A 21,187-nucleotide genomic window follows, 5' to 3' on the forward strand; every position below is an offset into this window, starting at 1 on the left:
CGCCTCGGTCGGCGACTACTCCTCCACCAGGAGCTTCTCCCGCAGCTGGGCCAGCGTCCGCGCCAGCAGGCGCGAGACGTGCATCTGTGAGATGCCGACCTCCTGCGCGATCTGCGACTGCGTCATGTTCCCGAAGAACCGCAGGAGCAGGATCCGCTTCTCACGCGGCGGCAGGTCCTCCAGCAGCGGCTTGAGGGACTCGCGGTACTCGACGCCCTCCAGCGCCTCGTCCTCCGCGCCCAGCGTGTCCGCCACCGCCGGTGACTCGTCGTCGGTGTCGGGGACGTCCAGGGAGAGGGTGGAGTACGCGTTCGCCGACTCCAGGCCCTCCAGGACCTCCTCCTCCGAGATCGCCAGCTTCTCGGCGAGCTCGTGGACCGTGGGGGAGCGGCCGTGCTGCTGGGACAGCTCCGCCGTGGCCGTGGTGAGCGAGAGGCGCAGTTCCTGAAGGCGCCGCGGCACCCGCACCGCCCAGCCCTTGTCCCGGAAGTGCCGCTTGATCTCGCCGACCACCGTCGGGGTCGCGTAGGTCGAGAACTCGACGCCGCGCTCCGGGTCGAAGCGGTCCACCGACTTGATCAGACCGATGGTGGCGACCTGGGTCAGGTCGTCCAGCGGCTCGCCGCGGTTGCGGAAGCGGCGCGCGAGGTGCTCGACGAGCGGCAGGTGCATACGGACCAGCTTGTTGCGCAGGTCCGCGTACTCCGGGCTGCCGTCCGCCAGCTTGCGCAGCTCGACGAACATCGCGCGTGCTCCGCTGCGGTCCTGAGGGTCGTGCCGCGTGGCCTGCCCGCTCTGCGCGCCCTGCTGATCGTCTCGCTCGTGCTCGCTCATCGTCCCGCCCGTCGCCCTTCCCCGAGCTTTCGTCTCCGCTCGGACAGGGGAGACCCCGATCCGTCCGTCCGGAGGCGCGCTCCGCACGGCACCTTCCTGATCCCGCTGCCCGTCGTCCAGGAAGCCGGCCTCCGGCGAGGCGTCCTCCGGGTGCGGCCGGGCCTGTTCGGGGATGCCGTTGACTGTGTCCCCCATGCGTCGGGATGCGCCTGTGCCCTCGGCCGGCAGCTCCCGTGTGCCGCGCTCTTCGTCACGCACCGGCCCGTCCCCTGTCCTCACGCCGGCCCGGGTCCCGCGCCGCGCTGTTTGTAGAGGCTGATCGAAACGGTTTTGTCCTCGTCCACGGCGGAGGAGACCTTGCCCGCGAGAGCGGACAGGACGGTCCAGGCGAAGGTGTCCCGCGAGGGGGCGTGACCGTCCGTGGTCGGCGCCGAGACGGTGACCTCGAGTGAGTCGTCGACGAGTCGGAAGACACAGCTGAGCACCGAGCCGGGCACGGCCTGCTGGAGCAGGATCGCGCAGGCCTCGTCCACGGCGATGCGCAGGTCCTCGATCTCGTCGAGGGTGAAGTCCAAACGGGCCGCGAGACCGGCAGTCGCCGTACGCAGCACCGACAGGTAGGCACCCGCGGCCGGCAGCCGGACTTCGACGAAGTCCTGGGTCGCGGGCTCGCCTGCGATCTGGGACACCCTCACCTCCAAGGTGGTACAAGCTTTTCGGGGGCCGAGGGTCGCCCCCCGGGGTAACGCGACGTGTGGTTCAGCGGTGACGCTATCGCGCTCTCAACTTTCCTGTCCCCAGGACCCCAACCCCTGGGCGTCACTCACAGTAAAACTGTGGATACGCTCCGTGTCTAGGGGTCTGCGGCTCCAATTGGGAAGAAGGCGCGCCGGGTTGACGTACCCAGACGTCAGACCGTCGAACCGTCGGGAACCGGAGTCGGCCGTCACACGAGGACGTGGTCGACGAAACACCAGCGCCAGCTCTCACCGGGCTCGAACGTGCGCATGATCGGGTGGCCGGAATCCTTGTGGTGCTCGGTGGCATGTCTCCCCGGCGAGGAGTCGCAGCAGCCGACGTGACCGCAGGTGAGGCAGAGCCGTAGCTGCACGGGGTGCTGGCCGTCGCGCAGACACTCCGGGCAGGTGTCGTTCAACGGCGCGGGTTCCGGGTGCGGCAGCGCGTCGGAGTGCGTGCACTGTTTCATGATTGCCAGATTACGACGGCTGTGCGGATGGTCGCGCGGAAAAACGAGGGTGGGCGAAGGTCATGGACGTGATGCCACTGCTGTTGCTGGTGGCGGGGAGCGCCGCGGTCGCCGCCGCGGCGCGGCGCACCCCGGTGCCGGCACCGCTGCTGCTGGTCGCCGTGGGGCTGATGTTCTCGTACGTCCCGGGCGTCCCGGAGTACACCCTCGACCCGGACATCGTTCTGCCCCTCGTTCTGCCCCCGCTGCTGCACACGGCGGCCACGGACAGCTCCTACCTCGATCTGCGGGCGCAACTGCGGCCCGTGGCACTGCTGTCCGTCGGGTACGTGCTCTTCGCGACGATCGTCGTCGGCTGGGCCGCCTACCAGATCGTGCCGGGCCTGTCGCTGACCGGGGCGCTGGTGCTGGGCGCGGTGGTCGCGCCGCCGGACGCGGTCGCGGCGACGGCGGTCGCCCGCCGGGTGGGGCTGCCGTCCCGGATCACCACGATCCTCCAGGGCGAGTCCCTGGTGAACGACGCCACCGCGATCACCGCCTACCGGGTCGCCCTCGCGGCCGCGGTCGGCGAGGGCGCGTCCTGGGCGGGCGGCATCGGCGAGTTCCTACTCGCGGCGGTCGGCGGAGTCGCGGTCGGCCTGGTGCTGATGGTCCCGATCCACTGGCTGCGCACCCACCTCAAGGAGCCGCTGCTCCAGAACACCCTCTCGCTGCTCATCCCCTTCGTCGCCTACGCCTCCGCCGAGCAGTTCCACGCCTCCGGAGTCCTCGCGGTGGTCGTGGTCGCGCTCTTCCTGGGGCACCGCGCGTGGGAGGTCGACTTCGCCACACGCCTTCAGGAGGAGGCCGTGTGGAAGATGGTCGCCTTCGTCCTGGAGTCGTCGGTCTTCGCCCTCATCGGCCTGCAACTGCGCGTCGTGCTGAAGGGCCTCGGGGAGCAGTACGAGGGCGGCCGCGCGGTCTGGTACGCCGTCGCCGTCTTCCTCGTGGTGGTGGTGTCCCGGTTCGTCTGGGTCTACCCGGCGACCTACCTGCCCCGGCTGCTCTCCGCCCGGATCCGGGAACGCGAGGACGACCCCACCTGGAAGGGTCCGTTCGTCATCGCCTGGGCCGGGATGCGGGGCGTGGTGTCGCTGGCGATCGCCTTCTCGATCCCCGAGACCCTGCACGGCGGCGAGCCCTTCCCCGGCCGCAACCTCATCCTCTTCCTGACCTTCACCACCGTCATCGGCACCCTCGTGGTCCAGGGCGTCACCCTCCCGCCGCTGATCCGCATGCTCAGGCTCCCCGGCCGCGACACCCAGGCCGAGACCCTCGCCGAGGCCAACGCCCAGGCGCAGGCGTCCCGGGCCGCGGAGCGCCGCCTGGACGACCTCCTGTCCGACGAACGCAATACCCTCCCGCAGCCCCTCGCCGACCGCCTGCGCACGGTCCTGGAGCGCCGCCAGAACGCCGTCTGGGAACGCCTCGGCTCGGTCAACCCGGTCACCGGCGAGACGGTCGACGACACCTACCGCCGCCTCTCCCGCGAGATGATCAGCGCCGAACGCGCGGTCTTCGTGAAGCTGCGGGACGGGCGCCACATCGACGACGAGATGCTGCGGACCCTGCTGCGCAGGCTGGACCTGGAGGAGGCGGCGGCGTACCGGGAGGCGGCCTGACGGCTTCCCGCTCCCGCGTCCCGGTGACGGGGGCATGGGCGCGGGCGGCCGGCGCGGGGTGACCCGGGGGCGGCGTGGCCGACCCCTGAGCCGGGATCAGCCGTCGAGAGCCGTGGTCAGCCGTCGAAGGCCGGGGTCGGCCGTCAAAAGCCGTGGTCAGCCGTCGAAAGCCGGGGTCAGCCGCTGAACGGGGCCCCGGTGATCACGGCGACCACCCTGGTCCCCGTCGCGAACGCCCCTTCCTCCACCAAGGCGACAAGCCCGTACAGCAACTTGGCGACATAGAGCCGCTCCACCGCGAACCCGTGCCGCTGCTCGAAGTCCTCCGCGAAGGCGTCGAGGCCCGGTGTCGTCCGCGCGTACCCCCCGAAGTGGAACCGCTCGTCCAGCGACCACGCACCGCGCCGGCCCCCGAACGCCTCCCGCTGAAGCCCCTCTATGCCGGCCGCCAGGAACCCGCCCCTGAGCACCGGAATCCCCAACGCCCGCTGACCCGGCCCCAGCCCCGCGGCCAGCCCCGCGAAGGTCCCGCCCGTCCCGCACGCCGTCGCGACCACGTCGGCCCGCCCGCGCAACTCCTCGCCGAGCGCCCGGCATCCGCGTACCGCGAGGGTGTTGCTGCCGCCCTCGGGCACCACATACGCGTCCCTCGCGCCCGCGGCGTCGAGGATGCCCGCGAGGACCGACGGCTCGCTCTTGCGGCGGTAGGTCGATCTGTCGACGAAGTGCAGGCGCATGCCGTCGGAGGCGCAGCGGGTGAGGGAAGGATTCAGCGGACGGTCGGACAGTTCGTCGCCGCGGACCACGCCGACCGTCGGCAGCCCCAGCAGCCGCCCCGCCGCGGCGGTTGCGCGCAGATGGTTGGAGTAGGCGCCGCCGAAGGTGAGGACCGGGCGGCCGGCCGCAGCCGTGAGGTTCGGCGCGAGTTTGCGCCACTTGTTGCCGACCAGGTCCGGGTGGATCAGGTCGTCCCGCTTCAGCGAGAGGCGGACGCCCCGGCGGGTGAAGCGGTCGTCCTCGACCTCCTGGAGCGGCGACGGGAGCCGGGGGCGCAGGGTGGCGAGGTCGGTGCTGGTCACGCCCTCATTGTCGCCCCCGGGACCGCCACGCCGTCACTTCAGACGGTCCCTGATCCGCTCCCGCATCGACGCCATCGTGAACCCGCGCGGGTCCACCTTCCCCGGCTGCCACTCCAGGTGGCCGATGACCGACCGTTCCGTCCAGCCGTGGCGGCGGCAGATCGCGGCCGCGACCCTCTCGATCGCCTCCAGCTGGACCGCCGGCCACGGGTCCTGGCCGTCGCCGAGGTTCTCGCACTCGAAGCCGTAGAAATGCCGGTTGCCGTCGGTGTTCGCCTCGTTGTCGTGGGGGAGGGCCTTCTCGGCGATCACCGCGCGCAGGACGTCGTCGTCGCCGAGACCGGCATGGTTGGCGCGGCCGTAGCCGACGAGGTGGACCCGGCCGTCCTTGGTGATGACGCCGTGGCAGAGCGGGCCGGGGAGATCCGCGTAGCCCTCCCGGCACAGCTCGACCGTGCGGGCGCTGCCCTTGGTCACGGTGTGGTGGATCATCACGCCGTGCACCGGGCCCCAGGGGCCCTTGTGGTTGCGGTTGTGATGTCTCCAGTCGCCGACCTGGACGACGGTGACGCCCTCGTCCTGAAGGGCGTCCAGGAAGCTGCTCGCGGACATGGGTGGGGCCATGCCGCCTCCTTCGCGTGCACGACGACCGCGTCTCGCGATCGCCTGGTACCGCTGCTTGTACCGGAGGCGGGCGGCCGGGACTACCTGGTTCGTACGGCGTGCGAGCCGTTTCGGACAGGCGGGCCGGTCCCAGGCGGCGAGCGAGATCTCGGTATTCCCCGGTTATCGAAGATCCATTCCAACTCTTTCGTGTAATAGCACCGGCACGCTCTGTGATGGAAGGGTGGTCCGCAGATCGATGCCCCGGTGCAGACCGGCGCCGGGGCATGACCGGGAGGGCAATTCTCATATGTCGGTAGGCGAAGAGGTCCGCACCGAGCAGGGTCGGCCGCAGCAGAGTCTCGGCACGGCCGCCGCGCGGAACCTGGCCACCACCACCAAGTCCGCGCCACAGATGCAGGAGATCAGCTCCCGCTGGCTGCTGCGCATGCTGCCCTGGGTGAACGTGCAAGGTGGTACGTACCGCGTGAACCGGCGGCTGACCTACGCCGTGGGGGACGGCCGGGTCACCTTCGTCAAGACGGGGGACCGGGTCGAGGTCATCCCGGAGGAGCTGGGCGAACTGCCGGCGCTGCGGTCGTTCGAGGACGAGGAGGTGCTGACCGAACTCTCTCGGCGCTGCCAGCAGCGCGAGTTCGCCGCGGGCGAGGTGATCGCCTCCTTCGGCAGCCGGACCGAGGAGGTCTTCCTGCTGGCGCACGGCAGGGTGGAGCAGATCGGCACGGGCCCGTACGGCGACGACGCGGTCCTCGGAGTCCTCGCCGACGGTGCCTACTTCGGCGACCAGACGCTGCTCGACCCGGACGCCATCTGGGAGTACACCGCACGCGCGGTCACCGCCTGCACGGTCCTCGTCCTGCCGCGGAACGACGTCGAGCAGGTCGCGGAGCGCGCCGAGTCCCTGCGCGAGCACCTCCAGCAGCAGCGTGCGATCCCGGAGCAGAGCACCAACAAATACGGTGAGAAGGCGATCGACGTCGCCGCCGGTCACAGCGGCGAGCCCGACATCCCGCACACCTTCGTCGACTACGAGGCCCGGCCCCGCGAGTACGAACTGAGCGTCGCCCAGACCGTGCTGCGCATCCACTCGCGCGTGGCGGACCTCTACAACCAGCCGATGAACCAGACCGAGCAGCAACTCCGGCTCACGGTAGAGGCGTTGAAGGAGCGCCAGGAGCACGAGCTGGTCAACAACCGCGAGTTCGGGCTGCTCAGCAACTGCGAGTACGACCAGCGCCTCCAGCCGCACGACGGCGTGCCCAGCCCCGACGACCTGGACGAACTCCTCAGCAGGCGGCGCGGCACCAAGCTGCTGCTCGCCCATCCGCGCGCGATCTCCGCGATCGGCCGTGAGCTCAACAGGCGCGGACTGGTCCCCGAGACCATCGACGTGGGCGGCAACCGCATTCCGACCTGGCGCGGTGTGCCCATCTACCCGTGCAACAAGATCCCGGTGACCGAGGCCCGTACGACCTCCATCATCGCGATGCGCACCGGCGAGGCCGAGCAGGGCGTGATCGGTCTTCAGCAGGCAGGCATCCCGGACGAGATCGAGCCGAGCCTGTCCGTGCGGTTCATGGGCATCAACGAACAGGCCATCATCAAGTACCTGGTGACGGCCTACTACTCGGCCGCCGTCCTCGTGCCGGACGCGCTCGGCGTCCTGGAGAACGTCGAGATCGGCCGCTGGAGGTGACGTCCCCCGCGCCGGGGACCGTGTCCCCGCCCTCAGGGGCGGGTACACCCCGGTCGTACGCGCCCAGTCGCAGCGGAACCGCCACCGTCCGCGGACGCTCCGAGGAGAACCCCATGGCCGAGCCCATGACGGAGGCGGCACAGCAACCCACCGGGACCGGCCCGCTCGACGGGCACGAGGCGGCCGCCATCCTGCGGCGGACCCGGGCGTCGGTCGACCCGGTGCTGCGCGCGGCGATCGACTCGCTGCCCGGGTCCATGCGCCGGATCGCGCTCTACCACTTCGGCTGGGAGCACGCGGACGGCACCCCGGCGGCGGGCCACGCAGGCAAGGCGATACGGCCCGCGCTCGTCCTCACCGCGGCCGCGGCCCTCGGGGGAGCGCGGGCTCGGGACGCGGCGATGCGGGCGGCCGCGGCGGTGGAACTGATCCACAACTTCACGCTGTTGCACGACGACGTGATGGACCGGGACACCACCCGCCGGCACCGGCCCACCGCATGGACGGTGTTCGGGGACGCCGACGCGATCCTCGCCGGGGACGCCCTTCAGGCACTCGCCCTGGGGCTGCTCGCCGAGGACCCGCACCCGATGGCCGGGGCCGCCGCGGCCCGGCTTGCGGCCTGCGTCATCGAGCTGTGCGCGGGGCAGCAGGCGGACGCGGCCATGGAGAAGCAGGGCCCCGGCGAGGTCAGCCTCGACGAGGTGCTGGCCATGGCCGAGGCCAAGACGGGCGCGCTGCTCGGGTGCGCCTGTGCGCTGGGCGCCCTGTACGCGGGGGTGTCCAAGGACGACGTCGAGGCGCTGGACGCGTTCGGGCGGGAGGCCGGGCTCGCCTTCCAGCTCATCGACGACGTGATCGGCATATGGGGCGACCCGTCCCGCACCGGCAAGGCGGCCGGCGCCGACCTCGCCGTCCGCAAGAAGTCCCTGCCCGTGGTCGCCGCGCTGGTCTCCGGCACCCCGGCGGCCGCGGAGCTGGCGGAGCTCTACGCGGCCCCGTACGCCCCGGAGGACCTGGACCGGACGGCCCGCGCCGTCGAACGGGCCGGCGGACGCGACTGGGCGCAGGCCCAGGCGGCCGACCGGATGGCCCGGGCGCTGCGGGAACTGTCCCAGGCGCTGCCCGAGCCGGAGGAGGCGGAGGGGTTGCTGGCACTGGCGGAGTACGTGACGCGGCGCAGCGGTTGAGCGCTGTGACGGACGAAGGACGTATGACTCCACGGCCCACGGCCGGGCGAGTGCGCGTCCATGACCCCGGACCCCCGGGAGCGTGCGGTTCCTGACCCCGCGCGGTCCCGGCAGGCTCCGGTCAGGCGGGTCCCGCACATCCCCACGGCGTGCGGGCCCCGCCTTCTTGCGCCGACCCCGTCCCACCGGCCCCTGCGCACGGATAGTCTCAACGCCCGTACGATCAAGGTCGGTTGACGCGAGGGGCGGCGGGACATGGGTGTGGCGATCCGGACGGCGGGCGAGGGGGACCGGGAGCTGGTCGTCGGGCTGCTGGACGCGGCGTTCCAGGACGACCCGGTCAGCCGCTGGGTGTTCCCGGGGGACGAGCACCGACGTACGACCCACCCCCGGCTCATGGCCGCCTTCACCGACATCGTGCTGGCCGAGGGGCGCGTCGACGTCACCGAGGACGGCACGGCCTGCGCGCTGTGGCTGCCGGTGCCGGAAGGGGAGCACGCGGGCGAGGACGGGGCGGACGCCGACGGCCCCGCCGCACTGCGCGCGGACGTCGACCCCGACAACGAGCGCGTGGAGCTGATAGGCCGGCTGACGGCGGACATCCACCCCGCCGGCCGTGCCCACGAATACCTCTGGATGATCGGCGTGGCACCGGACCACCAGGGCCAGGGCCTGGGCACCGCCCTCATCGCCGCCGTCCTCGACCGCTGCGACCGCGAGGGCCGCGCCGCCTACCTCGAAGCGAGCAGCGCCCGCAGCCGCGCCCTCTACGAACGCCTGGGCTTCCACACCGCAGGCCCCGCCCTCACCCTCCCCGACGGCCCGCAGATGTGGCCGATGTGGCGCGACCCACGCGACTGAACCGGGAGCAGCGCCGCGCGACCGGCACGGCTCGTGAGGTCGGTCGGATGCCATGGCCCGGTCGGGCCCCGCCCGGCCCCGAGATCGTCGGCGACGGCCTGCGGCGGCAGGGAGCGCCGGCGCCCCTGCCGCCCTACTCTGAAGGCATGGACAGCGACACACACGCCTGTCCCGCCTGTGGACAGTCCGTCGATACGGTCGTCAAGCGTCACAAGACGCTGGGCGCGTGGGTCCCGCTCTGGGTGGCCGGACCCTGCCGGAACCCCGCCTGCGAGGCCCACGTTGAGGAGGGCGCCGAGGCCGGGGACGAGCGCGCGAAGAAGACCGGCGGAAGACCCGCCGCGAACAATCCCTGACCCCTGTCGAGAACCCCGGCCTGGAGCGAGCAGGGCCCCCAGGCCATGTACGCCTGCATGAGCGCGCTCGACGACGACCTGGCCGAGACCGGCGACTGGTCGACGGGTGGGGCCTCGCGGGGTTCAGGTCGTAGCGTGGCTCGCATGACCGACCACCACATCCTGCATCTGACCCGACGGCCCCTGTGGGACGCCGCCCGCGCCCAGGGGACGTACGAGATCTCCACCCTGGGCAGGACGCTTCAGGAGGAGGGTTTCATCCACTGCTCGACGCGCTCCCAGTTGCCGGGCACGGCCGCGCGCTTCTTCGCGGGGGTGGAGGACCTCGTGGTGCTCGTCATCGACCCCGACCGGCTCGACGTACCCCTCAGGTACGAGGCCCCGGCGCCGGGCGCTGAGGAGTTCCCGCACATCTACGGGCCGCTCCCGGTGGACGCCGTGGTCGCCGTGGAGCCGTGGCGGTGACCCGGCGGTCGTGGTTACGGCGGTGGGTCGTGATCGTCTGGGCGGTCGTGGTGGTCGTCGGTGGCGGGCTCACCTGGTGGCTCCAGGACTCGGCGGAGCCCGGCGGCCCGTACCGCTGGGAGAACGCCGACCCGACTCCCTCGCTCCCGGAGGGCTGGGAGGAGCAGTGCGGGCCTGTCACACCGGGGGCGGACGCCCTTTGCTTCGTCAGAACGCGTTAGACGCGGGCACGCTGCCGGTCTCCGGGTCCCGGCCCGTCAGGCAGTACGTGCCGCCCGCAGGGTCGCGCAGCACCGTCCACTGGGTGCCGCGGCTGACCGTCTCGGCGCCCAGCTTCTCGTGCCGGATCCGGGTCGTCTCGATGTCCGAGCAGGCCAGGTCCAGATGGGCGGAGGCGGCGCGTTCCTCGTCGAGCCGCTGGAGCAGGACGCGGACCGGGAACCCGGGTGGGGGCACGATCCGGTGGAACTCGGGCAGGGCGCTGGGCTGGGCGTCCCAGTCGGCCAACAGGGCACTCCAGAAGGCGACTTCGGTGTCGTAGACCGAAGGGGCGAGGTCGAGGCAGACCTGGTCGAGGCGGCTGCCGTGCACCACGGGCGGGCGGACCGACTCCCCGAGCCAGGGCACCGCGCAGAACAACTGCCCGGCGGGGGAGCGCAGTACGGCCCAGTCCTCGTGCTCGGCGGCCATGGTCGCGCCCGTGTCCAGGGCGCCCTTCACGAATCCCGGCACGTCGTCCACGCACAGGTCGAGATGGGCGCCACCGTTGCCCGCTTCGACGCCCTGCATCTTGACGCAGGGGTCGGCGACGGCCGGCACCAGGGTCACGAACTCGTCCCTCGGACCGCGCGGCGCGGACAACCGGGTGTCCGTGACCACCGTCCAGAACTCCTGGGCCCGGCCGAGGAGTTCGGCGGGGCGGTCGACGAAGGCGTACGTCCAGCGGATACTCATGGCGGCGATCGTAGGTCAGCCGGCCTGCATGAACCGCAGCATGTTCCCGGCCGGGTCCCGAAAGGCGCAGTCCCGCACGCCGTACGGCATGTCGGTGGGCTCCTGGAGCACCTCGGCCCCGGACTCCCGGACCCGGGCGAAGAGGGCGTCGCAGTCCTCGGTGGTGAAGTTGACCCCGCGCAGCACGCCCTTGGCCAGCAGCTGGTCCATCGCCTCCCGGTCGGCGGGGGAGAGGTCGGGGTTGGCCGCGGGCGGCTCCAGGACGATCGACACGTCCGGCTGGAGCGGCGAGCCGACGGTCGTCCACCGCATGCCCTCGTACTTGACGTCGTTGCGGATCTCCAGGCCCAGGACGTCGCAGTAGAAGGCGATCGCCTTGTCGTGGTCGTCGACGGCGATGAAGCAGGTGTGGAGTTTCAGGTCCATGGGGCCAACCTAAGGCGAAAACCGGCCCTATGCCCGTCTCGGACGCGTGTACGCCCGTACCACGCAGGGCGGGATATCCGCGCTCTCCTCGTGCGTGCGGGCCCGGTAGGAGCTCGGCGTCTCGCCCATCAGTTCGGTGAAGCGCGAGCTGAAGGAGCCGAGGGACGTGCACCCGACCTCCATGCAGACCTCGGTCACCGACAGGTCGCCGCGGCGCAGCAGCATCTTCGCCCGCTCGACGCGGCGGGTCATCAGATAGCCGTACGGTGTCTCGCCGTACGCCTCCTTGAAGCTGCGCTGGAAGTGGCCCGGGGACATCAGGGCGGTGCGCGCGAGGGCGGTCACGTCGAGGGGCTCGGTGTACTCGCGGTCCATGCGGTCGCGTGCCTTGCGCAGCCTCACCAGATCCTCACGGTTCACCTCGCCAGCATCGCACGGAGGCCGGCGTTCCCGGTACGGCGTTCCTGGTACGGCATTCCGCCGGGGCTGAGGCCGAGGTCGGTCGGCATACGCGACGGCGGCGCGGTGACCGGTGTCACCGCGCCGCCGTACGACGAGACGTGGCGAGGCTCAGGCCTTCTTGGTCTCCCAGAAGATCTTGTCGATCTGGGCGATGTAGTCCAGCGCCTTCTGGCCGGTGGCCGGGTCGGTCGACGCCTTGGCGGCCGAGAGGGCCTTCAGGGCGTCGTTGACCAGCTGGTGCAGCTCCGGGTACTTCTCGAAGTGCGGGGGCTTGAAGTAGTCGCTCCAGAGCACCGAGACGTGGTGCTTGGCGAGCTCGGCGCGCTGCTCCTTGATGACCGTGGCGCGAGCCTGGAAGTGCGGGTCGTCGTTGGCGGCCATCTTTTCCTGGACGGCCTTCACCGACTCCGCCTCGATGCGGGCCTGGGCCGGGTCGTACACACCGCAGGGCAGGTCGCAGTGTGCGCTGACCTTGACCTTGGGGGCAAACAGGCGGGAAAGCATGGAGCATTCCTTCCTCGTGATCGTCTTCTCAGGTGCGACATTACTCCCTGGGAGAGGCGATTTCGCGAGTGCCCCCTTGGGCTTAGGACAAAAGTCCGGGGTGGGACTCAGACTGGTGGATGAACGGACAGGGGAGGTGCCGGGGATGCCGGAACTGTCGCAGGAGACCGAGCACAGGGGGGCGCTCCTGCCCTTCGGGCTGGCCGAGGTGACCGGGCCGTCGATGGTGCCCACGCTGCACCACGGCGACCGCCTCGTCGTGCAGTACGGGGCCCGGGTCCGGCCGGGCGACGTGGTGGTCCTGCGCCATCCGTTCCAACAGGACCTGCTGGTCGTCAAGCGGGCCGCGGAGCGCCGTGAGGGCGGCTGGTGGGTGCTCGGGGACAACGCGTACGCGGGCGGCGACAGCACCGACTACGGCGTCGTCCCGGAGGACCTGGTGCTGGGCCGGGTGCGCCTGCGCTACCGGCCGCGCAGGCCGGATCAGCGCTCGCCGTTCGCCGTCGCGCGCTGGGCGCTGTCCTCGGCCCGGCCCGTCCTCTCCGACCGGTCGGCCTCCAGGCGCTTGCGGGCGCGGTAGGCGGCCACGTTGGCGCGGGTGGCGCAGCGGTCGGAGCAGTAGCGCCGGGAGCGGTTCGTGGACGTGTCCAGATAGGCGTTGCGGCAGGGCGAGGCCTCGCACAGGCCGAGGCGGTCCACGCCGTACTCCGTCATGTGGAAGGCCAGGCCCATCGCGGCGATGGCCGCGTAGCCGGCGGTGGCGTTGGACGGGTGGTCCGCCAGGTGCAGGTGCCACAGCGGACGGCCGTCGTCGTCGCGGAGGTCGTGCCCGGAGATCTGGGGGCTGACCGGGAACTCCAGCAGCAGGGAGTTCAGCAGGTTCACCGACAGGGTCTCGTCGCCGTCGTCCGCGGCCTCGAAGACCGCGCGCAGCCGGCCACGGACCGAGCGGAAGCGACTGACGTCGGCCTCCGTGGCGCGCCGGCCCGCGTCCTGGCCGGCACCGAAGAGATCGCGAACGGCCTCGACCGAGGTCAGTGAGTCCTTGCCCCGGGCCGGGTCCTCGCTGTTGACGAGACGCACGGCGTAATCCGAGTAATAGGCCAGTTCCACTTGTAGTCCTTACGGAGGCATTCTATGGTCGTCGTGCGGTCGGGTAACAGCTGATCGTGCTTCCAGGGTATTACGTACGCGTCTGATGAGGGGGCTCCATGACCACCGGTACCGGAACCGACTGGCAGGCCTGGCAGAAGAGCTGGGACCGGCAGCAGGAGTGGTACATGCCCGACCGCGAGGACCGCTTCCGGATCATGCTGGACATGGTCGAGGCCCTCGTCGGACCCCGCCCGCGCGTGCTGGACCTCGCGTGCGGCACGGGAACTATCACGGCCCGGCTGCTCGCCCGGTTCCCGGAGGCCGTCAGCACCGGCGTCGACCTCGACCCGGCGCTCCTCGCCATCGCCGAGGGCACCTTCGCGGACGACGACCGGGTCACCTTCGTGACGGCCGACCTCAAGGACCCCGACTGGCCCGCGCGGCTGCCGTACGCGTCCTACGACGCCGTCCTGACCGCCACGGCCCTGCACTGGCTGCACAGCGAACCCCTCGCGGCCCTCTACGGTCAGGTCGCGGGGCTGGTCCGCGACGGCGGTGTCTTCATGAACGCGGACCACATGATCGACGAGACCACGCCCCGGATCAACGCGGCCGAGCGCGCCCAGCGCCACGCCCGCATGGATCAGGCCAAGGCGGACGGCGCCCTCGACTGGGCCCAGTGGTGGGAGGTCGCCGCCAAGGACCCGGTCCTCGCGGAACCCACCGCCCGGCGCTTCGAGATCTACGGCGAGCACGCGGACGGCGACATGCCCTCGGCGGCCTGGCACGCGCGCGTCCTGCGCGAGAAGGGCTTCGCGGAGGCGCGGCCGGTGTGGTGCTCGCCCTCGGACACACTGCTCCTCGCGGTGCGGTGACGGCATGGGAAAGGGGCGGTACGGGATTCCCGTACCGCCCCTTTCCCCGTCCGGTTACAGCACCTTCGACAGGAAGGCCTGCGTCCGCTCGTGCTGCGGGTTCGTCAGGACCTCGCGCGGGTTGCCGGACTCGACCACCACGCCGCCGTCCATGAAGACCAGACTGTCGCCGACCTCGCGCGCGAAGCCCATCTCGTGGGTGACGACGACCATCGTCATGCCGGACTCGGCGAGGTCGCGCATGACGTCGAGGACGTCACCGACCAGCTCCGGGTCGAGGGCCGAGGTGGGCTCGTCGAACAGCATCAGCTTGGGGTCCATCGCCAGGGCCCGGGCGATGGCGACGCGCTGCTGCTGGCCGCCGGAGAGCTGCGAGGGGTAGTTCTTCGCCTTGTCGGCGAGCCCCACGCGCTCCAGCAGCTCGCCCGCCCGCTCCCTGGCCTGGGCCCTGCTGACGCCCTTGACCTGGACCGGGGCCTCCATGACGTTCTCGAGGGCCGTCATGTGCGGGAACAGGTTGAACCGCTGGAACACCATGCCGATGTCCCGGCGCTGGAGCGCGACCTCGCTGTCCTTGAGCTCGTACAGCTTGTCGCCCTTCTGGCGGTAGCCGACCAGCTCACCGTCGACGTACAGCCGACCGGCGTTGATCTTCTCCAGGTGGTTGATGCACCGCAGGAAGGTCGACTTGCCGGAGCCGGAGGGGCCGATGAGGCAGAACACCTCGCCCTGCTTGACCTCCAGGTCGATGCCCTTGAGGACCTCCACCGGACCGAAGGACTTGTGCACGCCCTCGGACTTCACCATCGCGGTCATGCCGCACCCCTTTCGCGGCCGAGCGACGTCAGGTTCGCCTTGACCTTCTGCCACGGCGTGGCCGGCAGGTTACGGGTCGAGCCGCGGGCGTAACGGCGCTCCAGGTAGAACTGAAAGACGCTGAACACGCTGGTCATGAACAGGTACCAGAGGGACGCCACGAACAGCATCTCCATCACGGCGTACGAGGTCGAACCGATCGACGTGGCCGACCGGGTCAGCTCCGGGTACGTCACCACGTACACCAGCGACGAGGTCTTCAGCATGTTGATGAACTCGTTGCCGGTCGGCGGCACGATCACCCGCATCGCCTGCGGGATGACAATCCGGCGCAGCGTCTTGCCGTGGCTCATGCCGAGGGCCTGCGAGGCCTCGGTCTGACCCTCGTCCACCGCCATCAGACCGGCGCGGCAGATCTCCGCCATGTACGCCGCCTCGTTCAGGCCCAGTCCGAGCAGGGCGCACATGAACGGGGTCATGACGTCCGTCATCTCGTCCTTGTAGATCGGACCGAGGTTCAGGGTTGGGAAGATCAGCGCCAGGTTGAACCAGAGCAGGAGCTGGACGTAGACCGGCGTGCCGCGGAAGAACCAGATGTACAGCCAGGCCACCCAGCTCGTCACCGGGTTCTTCGAGAGCCGCATGACGGCCAGCACGACGCCCAGGACCACGCCGAGGAGCATCGCCAGGACGCTGATCAGCAGGGTGCGGCCGGCGCCGGCGACGATCGTGGAGTCGAACAGCTTGTCGCCGACCGCCTGCCACTGGATGTTGCCGTTGGCGAACGCGTTGACCAGCAGGACCAGCAGGGCCACCACGATGGCACCGCTGACCCAGCGGCCGTAGTGCCGTACCGGAATGGCCTTGATCGCCTCGGGCGGGATGGCCCCGCCCTCCTTGGAGACGGCGGCCGACGGCTTCGCGTCGGCCGGCTCCTTGTCGAACTTGTCAGTCACCGTGACTGCCCTTCAGTGCTGCGTGGACGGTCACTTGCCGCCGTTGATGGCGGCCTTGTCGATGGCACCGCTCTCGGCGCCCCACTTCTCCAGGATCTTCTTGTACGTGCCGTCCTCGATGATCGCGTTGACGGCGGCCTCGAGAGCCTCGGTGAGCTCCTTGTTCTTCTTGTCCACCGCGATGCCGAAGGGGCCGGCGTCGACCTGCTCGCCGACGACCTCGAAGGCGTTGCCACCGTCCGCCTTGCGGGCCAGGTCCACGGCGACCGGGTAGTCGTTGACGCCGGCGACCGCGCCGCCCGACTTCACACGGGTCTGGGCCTCGGTGTCGTTCTCGAACGGCTCGATGGTGATCTTCTTGTCACCGGCGTCCGTGCACTTCTTCGACTGGTCCTTCAGAGCCTGCTCGTACGTCGTGCCGCGCTGCACGGCCGCCGTCTTGCCGCAGAGGTCGGCGATCGAGTTGATCTTCTTCGGGTTGCCCTTCTGGACGTACACGGCGGTACCGGCCGTGAAGTAGTCGACGAAGTCGACACCCCGGCCGAGCTTCTTGCCCTTGTCGTCCAGACCCTCCTGGCGCGCCTTGGTGTCCGTGATGGAGGACATGGCGACGTCGTAGCGGCCCGAGTTCAGCGAGGTGATCAGACCGTCGAAGGAGCCCGAGGTGAAGGTGAACTCCACGCCCAGCTGCTTGCCCAGCGCGGCGGCGATGTCGGGGTCGACACCGACGATCTTGCCGCCCTCCTGGAACTCCATGGGCGCGTACTCGGCGTTCGTGCCGACCTTGATGACACCCGCCTTCTGGATCTTGGCGGGCAGCTTGTCGAACAGCGGAGCGCTGCTGGACGAGGCGGTCTCCTTCGAGCCGCTGTCGCTGCCGCCCTCCGTCTGGTCACCGCAACCGGTGAGAATCAGGGCGCCAGCGACCGCGATCGCACCTACCGCGGCAGTCCTGGAACGCGCGGCGGTCGTACGACGGGTGGAGCTTGCGGTCATGGTGGGTTCCTCCGGCGGATGGGTGGAGTTGCCGATGGGGCGGGACGCTGCCGAGGGGATCGACAGTGTCGTGGGTCGACAAGAACACACGTCTTCGAGTGTCGCGACCTCGTGTGATTACGGCATCTTGCCATTCGGACTGAGCCATTCAGGGGACCCGTCATGTCAAAATCGGATAACGGGTGACCCCCGAACCGCATCAGGACGGACATCACGACCGCACCTTCTGCGGGAATGTGAGCTTCCGGCCGGAGGATCTTCGGCGCATCTCACGATGCGAGCCACACCTTGACGTCTCGGTCAGTCGTTCGAGTCCGTGTCAAGAGGCGATCGAGAACGGGTCCGCATATTTGGCCATGATTCATGTCACCGATCCGTGGCCTTCGAGGTCCGCCATGTGACCTTGCACGTATTGGACTCGTCGCAGGTGCCGTCCGTCCGGTAAGAAGGTTCTTTACACCCCTCATCCGGGGCTCAGGGCGCGTGTGCGGCGCGCCCGTCGCGCATGGCTCGTACGCATCACCGAATCTGGGCCGTGCGCGGTGCCCGCCCACTTCTCAACCAGGAGTGGCCACCCTCAAACCATGAATATCTAAGGGGTAGAACAAAGTGGCAGCGGAGATCGTCAATCCTCGCAGCGACAGCGATACGGGTCAGGACGGGGCGGAGCCCCTCGATTCCTTCGACCCCGCGTTCGCGCTGCACCGCGGCGGCAAGATGGCAGTGCAAGCCACCGTGCCGGTCCGTGACAAGGACGACCTGTCCCTCGCGTACACGCCCGGCGTGGCGAAGGTGTGCAGCGCCATCGCCGAGCAGCCCGACCTCGTCCACGACTACACGTGGAAGTCCTCGGTCGTCGCCGTCGTCACCGACGGCACGGCGGTGCTCGGACTCGGTGACATCGGGCCCGAGGCCTCCCTTCCGGTGATGGAAGGCAAGGCCATCCTCTTCAAGCAGTTCGGTGGCGTCGACGCGGTGCCCATCGCGCTGGCCTGCACGGACGTCGACGAGATCGTCGAGACCGTGGTCCGCCTCGCCCCGTCCTTCGGCGGCGTGAACCTGGAGGACATCTCGGCCCCGCGGTGCTTCGAGATCGAGAAGCGCCTCCAGGACGCGCTCGACATCCCGATCTTCCACGACGACCAGCACGGCACGGCCGTGGTGACGCTGGCGGCCCTGCGCAACGCCGCGCGGCTGACCGGGCGTGGGCTCGGGGAGCTGCGGGCGGTCATCTCGGGCGCCGGTGCGGCCGGTGTCGCGATCGCGAAGATCCTCGTCGACGCCGGGATCGGGGACGTCGCCGTCGCCGACCGCAAGGGCGTGGTGTCGGCCGACCGGGACGACCTGACCCCGGTCAAGCGGGACCTCGCGGGCTTCACCAACAAGGCCGGGCTGAGCGGCTCGCTGGAGGACGCCCTCGCGGGCGCCGACGTCTTCATCGGCGTCTCCGGCGGCACCGTGGCGGAGGCGGCGGTGGCCTCGATGGCGGAGGGCGCCTTCGTCTTCGCCATGGCCAACCCGAACCCCGAGGTCCACCCGGAGGTCGCGCACAAGTACGCGGCGGTCGTGGCGACCGGTCGGTCGGACTTCCCGAACCAGATCAACAACGTCCTCGCGTTCCCGGGCATCTTCGCCGGTGCGCTCCAGGTCCGGGCCTCCCGGATCACCGAGAGCATGAAGATCGCGGCGGCGGAGGCGCTGGCGGCGGTCGTCGGTGAGGACCTCGCTGCGGACTACGTGATTCCGTCGCCGTTCGACGAGCGGGTGGCGCCGGCGGTCACGGCGGCGGTTGCCGCTGCGGCTCGGGCGGAGGGTGTGGCTCGCCGCTGAGGTGTGTGGGTGTGGGGTGGCCTCGCTCGGGTGGGTGTCCGGGCGGGGCCACTTTTTACCCTGCGGGCGGCTGTTTGAGTGGTTTTCTCGCCCCCGCCGCCCCTACCCGTCCCATCCTTCAAGGGCTGCCGCCCCTGCGGCCCGGCTCAGGCCCTGGGGGCTCTGCCCCCGGACCCCCGTCGGCCCTTGAGGGGCCTCGTCCTCAAACGCCGGACGGGCTGAAAAGCACGGGCCTCGTGCTTACCGGAACGCGCCGGACGGGCTGAAATGCGCGAGGCTCGTCCTCGGAGCGGAACGTGTTCGGTGCGCAAGAGGGCATGTCTCACAGGCGGGCCCGGTTCCGCCGGGGCGTGGCGGACCCTATCGTCGGGATCATGTTCGCTGCCTACGCCGCCCGCATCGACCGTGACCAGCCGCTCAGTGGCCTCGAGTTGGGGGAGCGTCCGGCTCCCGAGGCCCGGGCCGGCTGGAGTGTGATCAACGTCAAGGCCGCCTCCCTCAATCACCACGACCTCTGGTCCCTGAAGGGCGTCGGTCTGCCCGAGGACAAGCTGCCGATGATCCTCGGCTGTGACGCCGCCGGTGTCGACGAGGACGGCAACGAGGTCGTCCTGCACTCCGTGATCGGTCAGTCGGGTCACGGGGTCGGGCCCAAGGAGCCCCGCTCGATCCTCACCGAGCGCTACCAGGGCACCTTCGCCGAGCAGGTCGCCGTGCCGACCTGGAACGTCCTGCCCAAGCCCAAGGAGCTCTCCTTCGCGGAGGCCGCCTGTCTGCCCACCGCCTGGCTGACGGCCTACCGCATGCTCTTCACCAACGCCGGTGTGCGTCCCGGTGACTCGGTCCTCGTGCAGGGCGCCGGCGGCGGGGTCGCCACGGCCGCGATCGTGCTCGGCAAGGCCGCCGGTCTGCGGGTCTTCGCCACCAGCCGGGACGAGGCCAAGCGGAAGCGGGCGATCGAACTGGGTGCCGTGGAGGCACTGGAGTCGGGGGCGCGGCTGCCGCAGCGGGTGGACGCCGTCATCGAGACCGTCGGTGCCGCGACCTGGTCGCACTCGGTGAAGTCGCTGAAGCCCGGCGGCACGCTCGTCATCTCCGGCGCGACGAGCGGTGACCGGCCCGCGCACGCCGAACTCACCCGGATCTTCTTCCTGGAGCTCAAGGTCGTCGGCTCGACCATGGGCACCAAGGACGAGCTGGAGGACCTGCTCTCCTTCTGCGCCGCCACGGGGGTCCGCCCGGTGATCGACGAGGTGCTGCCGCTGGACCGGGCCCGGGAGGGCTTCGAACGGCTGGAGTCGGGTGAGCAGTTCGGCAAGATCGTGTTGACGAACTCCTGACGCGAGGGGTGTGAGGCGGGTCCGGATGCCGGGCCCGCCTTTTTCGTGTGCCCGGGCCCGGCCCCCCCGGGCCGCCCGCGGGAGCCTGAGGGCGACGGAGGCGTCAACTCTGGTTGACATGCGGGTGATGTCAACGTAAGTTGACGGCATGACCGAAGCAACGGATCTCGCCGAACGCGCGGGCGACCGTGACCCACGGGTCGGCCTGCGCGCCGTCGCCGCACTGCGCCGGCTCCTGGAGCAACTGGAGTCGGTACAGGTGCGCAGCGCGCGCAACCAGGGCTGGTCGTGGCAGGAGATCGCCGCGGAACTCGGAGTGAGCAGGCAGGCCGTGCACAAGAAGTACGGGAGGCATTGATGTTCGAGCGGTTCACGAAGGACGCCCGCACCGTGGTGCAGGCGGCGGTGCAGCAGGCCGAACGGACGGGCGCGGCCACCGTCGACGCCGAGCACCTGCTGCTCACGCTGCTCGACCAGGAGGCGAGCCGCGCCTCCTTCGCCCTGGCCGCTCTCGGGCTCACGGAGGAACGCAAGGAGTCCGTACGGCGGACCCTCGCCGAGGCACGCCGCCGGGCCGGTCTCTCCCAGGCCGAGTCCGAGGCCCTCGCCGGGCTCGGCATCGACGTCGCGCAGATCGTGGCCCGCGTCGAGGAGGTGCACGGCGTCGGCGCGATGTCCGGCGACCGCAAGGGCAAGGGCTGGTGGTCCGGCCGCCCCTCCTTCGGACGGGAGGCCAGGGGCGTCCTGGAACGCTCCCTGCGCATCGCCCTGGCCCACCGCGACCGGCACATCGGCGACGAACACCTCCTCCTCGCCCTCACCGTCCGCCCCGGCACCTCGTCCGAGACGCTCGCCGACCACGACGTGACGTACGAGTCCCTGACCCGCGTGCTGTACGGCGGGGGAGAGGCGAAGGCCGGCTGAGCCGAGCGGCGGCCACCGGTGCATCGGCGCCCTCGC

The 21,187-nt window shown here is 70.6% G+C and carries 26 protein-coding genes; 13 read left to right on the plus strand and 13 right to left on the minus strand.

The genetic code is table 11. The features are described 5' to 3' along the window. Window positions 1-15: 15 nt before the first annotated feature. From ACH41F_RS26735 to ACH41F_RS26745, 3 genes are all read right to left on the minus strand, one after another. Window positions 16-1,113 carry a SigB/SigF/SigG family RNA polymerase sigma factor gene (locus ACH41F_RS26735; protein ID WP_391232884.1) on the minus strand — a complete coding sequence of 366 codons (1,098 nt, stop codon included), beginning with the start codon at window positions 1,111-1,113 and terminating at the stop codon, window positions 16-18. Then, a complete protein-coding gene (locus tag ACH41F_RS26740; RefSeq protein ID WP_004925829.1) occupies window positions 1,110-1,523 on the minus strand; it encodes an anti-sigma regulatory factor in 414 nt (137 codons plus the stop codon). Before ACH41F_RS26740 ends, ACH41F_RS26735 begins: the two co-directional genes overlap by 4 nt. A gap of 257 nt (window positions 1,524-1,780) precedes the next feature. Further along, window positions 1,781-2,041 (minus strand): UBP-type zinc finger domain-containing protein, encoded by a 261-nt coding sequence (locus ACH41F_RS26745; protein WP_391232883.1) that lies wholly within the window; start codon window positions 2,039-2,041, stop codon window positions 1,781-1,783. Between the two features lie 62 nt (window positions 2,042-2,103). Between ACH41F_RS26745 and ACH41F_RS26750 the strand changes: the two genes are divergently transcribed. Further along, on the plus strand, window positions 2,104-3,702 hold the full coding sequence (locus tag ACH41F_RS26750; RefSeq protein ID WP_398837825.1) for a Na+/H+ antiporter: 1,599 nt from the start codon (window positions 2,104-2,106) through the stop codon (window positions 3,700-3,702). 176 nt (window positions 3,703-3,878) lie between these two features. Here the strand turns inward: ACH41F_RS26750 and ACH41F_RS26755 are convergent, their stop codons facing one another. Further along, window positions 3,879-4,781, minus strand: a complete 903-nt coding sequence (locus ACH41F_RS26755) for a 1-aminocyclopropane-1-carboxylate deaminase/D-cysteine desulfhydrase (protein ID WP_398837826.1) — start codon at window positions 4,779-4,781, stop codon at window positions 3,879-3,881. 33 nt (window positions 4,782-4,814) lie between these two features. Next, complete coding sequence (locus ACH41F_RS26760) at window positions 4,815-5,405, minus strand: N-acetylmuramoyl-L-alanine amidase (protein WP_391232879.1); 591 nt, start codon at window positions 5,403-5,405, stop codon at window positions 4,815-4,817. Between the two features lie 289 nt (window positions 5,406-5,694). Here ACH41F_RS26760 and ACH41F_RS26765 point away from each other — a divergent pair, with 289 nt between their 5' ends. The 6 genes from ACH41F_RS26765 (at window position 5,695) to ACH41F_RS26790 (ending at window position 10,194) form a co-directional block, all read left to right on the plus strand. Next, complete coding sequence (locus ACH41F_RS26765) at window positions 5,695-7,101, plus strand: family 2B encapsulin nanocompartment shell protein (protein ID WP_391232878.1); 1,407 nt, start codon at window positions 5,695-5,697, stop codon at window positions 7,099-7,101. A 113-nt stretch (window positions 7,102-7,214) separates the two neighbouring features. Next, window positions 7,215-8,291: a family 2 encapsulin nanocompartment cargo protein polyprenyl transferase gene (locus ACH41F_RS26770; protein WP_398837827.1), complete on the plus strand. Its 1,077-nt coding sequence runs from the start codon at window positions 7,215-7,217 to the stop codon at window positions 8,289-8,291. A gap of 255 nt (window positions 8,292-8,546) precedes the next feature. Continuing rightward, a complete protein-coding gene (locus ACH41F_RS26775; protein WP_391232875.1) occupies window positions 8,547-9,152 on the plus strand; it encodes a GNAT family N-acetyltransferase in 606 nt (201 codons plus the stop codon). 146 nt (window positions 9,153-9,298) lie between these two features. Further along, a complete protein-coding gene (locus ACH41F_RS26780) occupies window positions 9,299-9,508 on the plus strand; it encodes a hypothetical protein (RefSeq protein WP_398837828.1) in 210 nt (69 codons plus the stop codon). A 144-nt stretch (window positions 9,509-9,652) separates the two neighbouring features. Further along, window positions 9,653-9,973, plus strand: a complete 321-nt coding sequence (locus tag ACH41F_RS26785; protein ID WP_391232873.1) for a DUF952 domain-containing protein — start codon at window positions 9,653-9,655, stop codon at window positions 9,971-9,973. Window positions 9,974-10,002: 29 nt separating this feature from the next. Beyond that, the gene (locus ACH41F_RS26790) at window positions 10,003-10,194 is read left to right on the plus strand and encodes a hypothetical protein (protein ID WP_398837829.1); all 192 of its coding nucleotides are present in this window, start codon (window positions 10,003-10,005) and stop codon (window positions 10,192-10,194) included. Here the strand turns inward: ACH41F_RS26790 and ACH41F_RS26795 are convergent. The 4 genes from ACH41F_RS26795 to sodN form a co-directional block, all read right to left on the minus strand. Next, window positions 10,181-10,927 (minus strand): VOC family protein, encoded by a 747-nt coding sequence (locus ACH41F_RS26795; protein ID WP_398837830.1) that lies wholly within the window; start codon window positions 10,925-10,927, stop codon window positions 10,181-10,183. The two genes, ACH41F_RS26790 and ACH41F_RS26795, sit on opposite strands and share 14 nt — an antisense overlap. A gap of 15 nt (window positions 10,928-10,942) precedes the next feature. Continuing rightward, on the minus strand, window positions 10,943-11,353 hold the full coding sequence (locus tag ACH41F_RS26800; protein ID WP_353690312.1) for a VOC family protein: 411 nt from the start codon (window positions 11,351-11,353) through the stop codon (window positions 10,943-10,945). A gap of 27 nt (window positions 11,354-11,380) precedes the next feature. After that, window positions 11,381-11,773 carry a helix-turn-helix transcriptional regulator gene (locus ACH41F_RS26805; protein ID WP_398837832.1) on the minus strand — a complete coding sequence of 131 codons (393 nt, stop codon included), beginning with the start codon at window positions 11,771-11,773 and terminating at the stop codon, window positions 11,381-11,383. A 150-nt stretch (window positions 11,774-11,923) separates the two neighbouring features. Then, window positions 11,924-12,319, minus strand: coding sequence for a superoxide dismutase, Ni (gene sodN / locus ACH41F_RS26810; protein WP_020123534.1), 396 nt, complete (start codon window positions 12,317-12,319; stop codon window positions 11,924-11,926). Window positions 12,320-12,464: 145 nt separating this feature from the next. On the opposite strand from sodN, the gene sodX reads away from it, so the two are divergent. Continuing rightward, entirely contained in the window at window positions 12,465-12,899 is a 435-nt protein-coding gene (sodX, locus tag ACH41F_RS26815; protein WP_391232868.1) for a nickel-type superoxide dismutase maturation protease, read from the plus strand. Here the strand turns inward: sodX and ACH41F_RS26820 are convergent. Continuing rightward, window positions 12,803-13,432: an ABATE domain-containing protein gene (locus ACH41F_RS26820; RefSeq protein ID WP_391232867.1), complete on the minus strand. Its 630-nt coding sequence runs from the start codon at window positions 13,430-13,432 to the stop codon at window positions 12,803-12,805. The two genes, sodX and ACH41F_RS26820, sit on opposite strands and share 97 nt — an antisense overlap. Window positions 13,433-13,530: 98 nt before the next feature. Here ACH41F_RS26820 and ACH41F_RS26825 point away from each other — a divergent pair, with 98 nt between their 5' ends. Then, complete coding sequence (locus tag ACH41F_RS26825; protein WP_398837834.1) at window positions 13,531-14,289, plus strand: class I SAM-dependent methyltransferase; 759 nt, start codon at window positions 13,531-13,533, stop codon at window positions 14,287-14,289. Window positions 14,290-14,343: 54 nt separating this feature from the next. On the opposite strand, the gene ACH41F_RS26830 is transcribed toward ACH41F_RS26825, so the two are convergent. Genes ACH41F_RS26830 through ACH41F_RS26840 form a run of 3 tightly spaced genes read right to left on the minus strand, consistent with a single transcriptional unit; the run spans window position 14,344 to window position 17,057 of the window. Beyond that, window positions 14,344-15,105: an ATP-binding cassette domain-containing protein gene (locus tag ACH41F_RS26830; RefSeq protein ID WP_391232864.1), complete on the minus strand. Its 762-nt coding sequence runs from the start codon at window positions 15,103-15,105 to the stop codon at window positions 14,344-14,346. Beyond that, window positions 15,102-16,061, minus strand: a complete 960-nt coding sequence (locus tag ACH41F_RS26835; protein ID WP_398837836.1) for an amino acid ABC transporter permease — start codon at window positions 16,059-16,061, stop codon at window positions 15,102-15,104. The genes ACH41F_RS26830 and ACH41F_RS26835 overlap by 4 nt, the downstream gene beginning before the upstream one ends. A gap of 30 nt (window positions 16,062-16,091) precedes the next feature. Beyond that, window positions 16,092-17,057, minus strand: a complete 966-nt coding sequence (locus ACH41F_RS26840) for a transporter substrate-binding domain-containing protein (RefSeq protein WP_391232859.1) — start codon at window positions 17,055-17,057, stop codon at window positions 16,092-16,094. Window positions 17,058-17,666: 609 nt separating this feature from the next. Between ACH41F_RS26840 and ACH41F_RS26845 the strand changes: the two genes are divergently transcribed. The 4 genes from ACH41F_RS26845 (at window position 17,667) to ACH41F_RS26860 (ending at window position 21,151) form a co-directional block, all read left to right on the plus strand. After that, entirely contained in the window at window positions 17,667-18,887 is a 1,221-nt protein-coding gene (locus ACH41F_RS26845; RefSeq protein ID WP_391232858.1) for a malic enzyme-like NAD(P)-binding protein, read from the plus strand. 374 nt (window positions 18,888-19,261) lie between these two features. After that, window positions 19,262-20,227, plus strand: a complete 966-nt coding sequence (locus ACH41F_RS26850; protein ID WP_391232857.1) for a zinc-binding dehydrogenase — start codon at window positions 19,262-19,264, stop codon at window positions 20,225-20,227. A 148-nt stretch (window positions 20,228-20,375) separates the two neighbouring features. Next, window positions 20,376-20,585, plus strand: a complete 210-nt coding sequence (locus tag ACH41F_RS26855) for a helix-turn-helix domain-containing protein (RefSeq protein WP_007384656.1) — start codon at window positions 20,376-20,378, stop codon at window positions 20,583-20,585. After that, entirely contained in the window at window positions 20,585-21,151 is a 567-nt protein-coding gene (locus tag ACH41F_RS26860; RefSeq protein WP_391232856.1) for a Clp protease N-terminal domain-containing protein, read from the plus strand. Before ACH41F_RS26855 ends, ACH41F_RS26860 begins: the two co-directional genes overlap by 1 nt. Window positions 21,152-21,187 lie beyond the last annotated feature (36 nt).

The sequence above is a fragment of the Streptomyces sp. NPDC020489 genome (assembly GCF_044386545.1).
Taxonomy (GTDB): domain Bacteria; phylum Actinomycetota; class Actinomycetes; order Streptomycetales; family Streptomycetaceae; genus Streptomyces.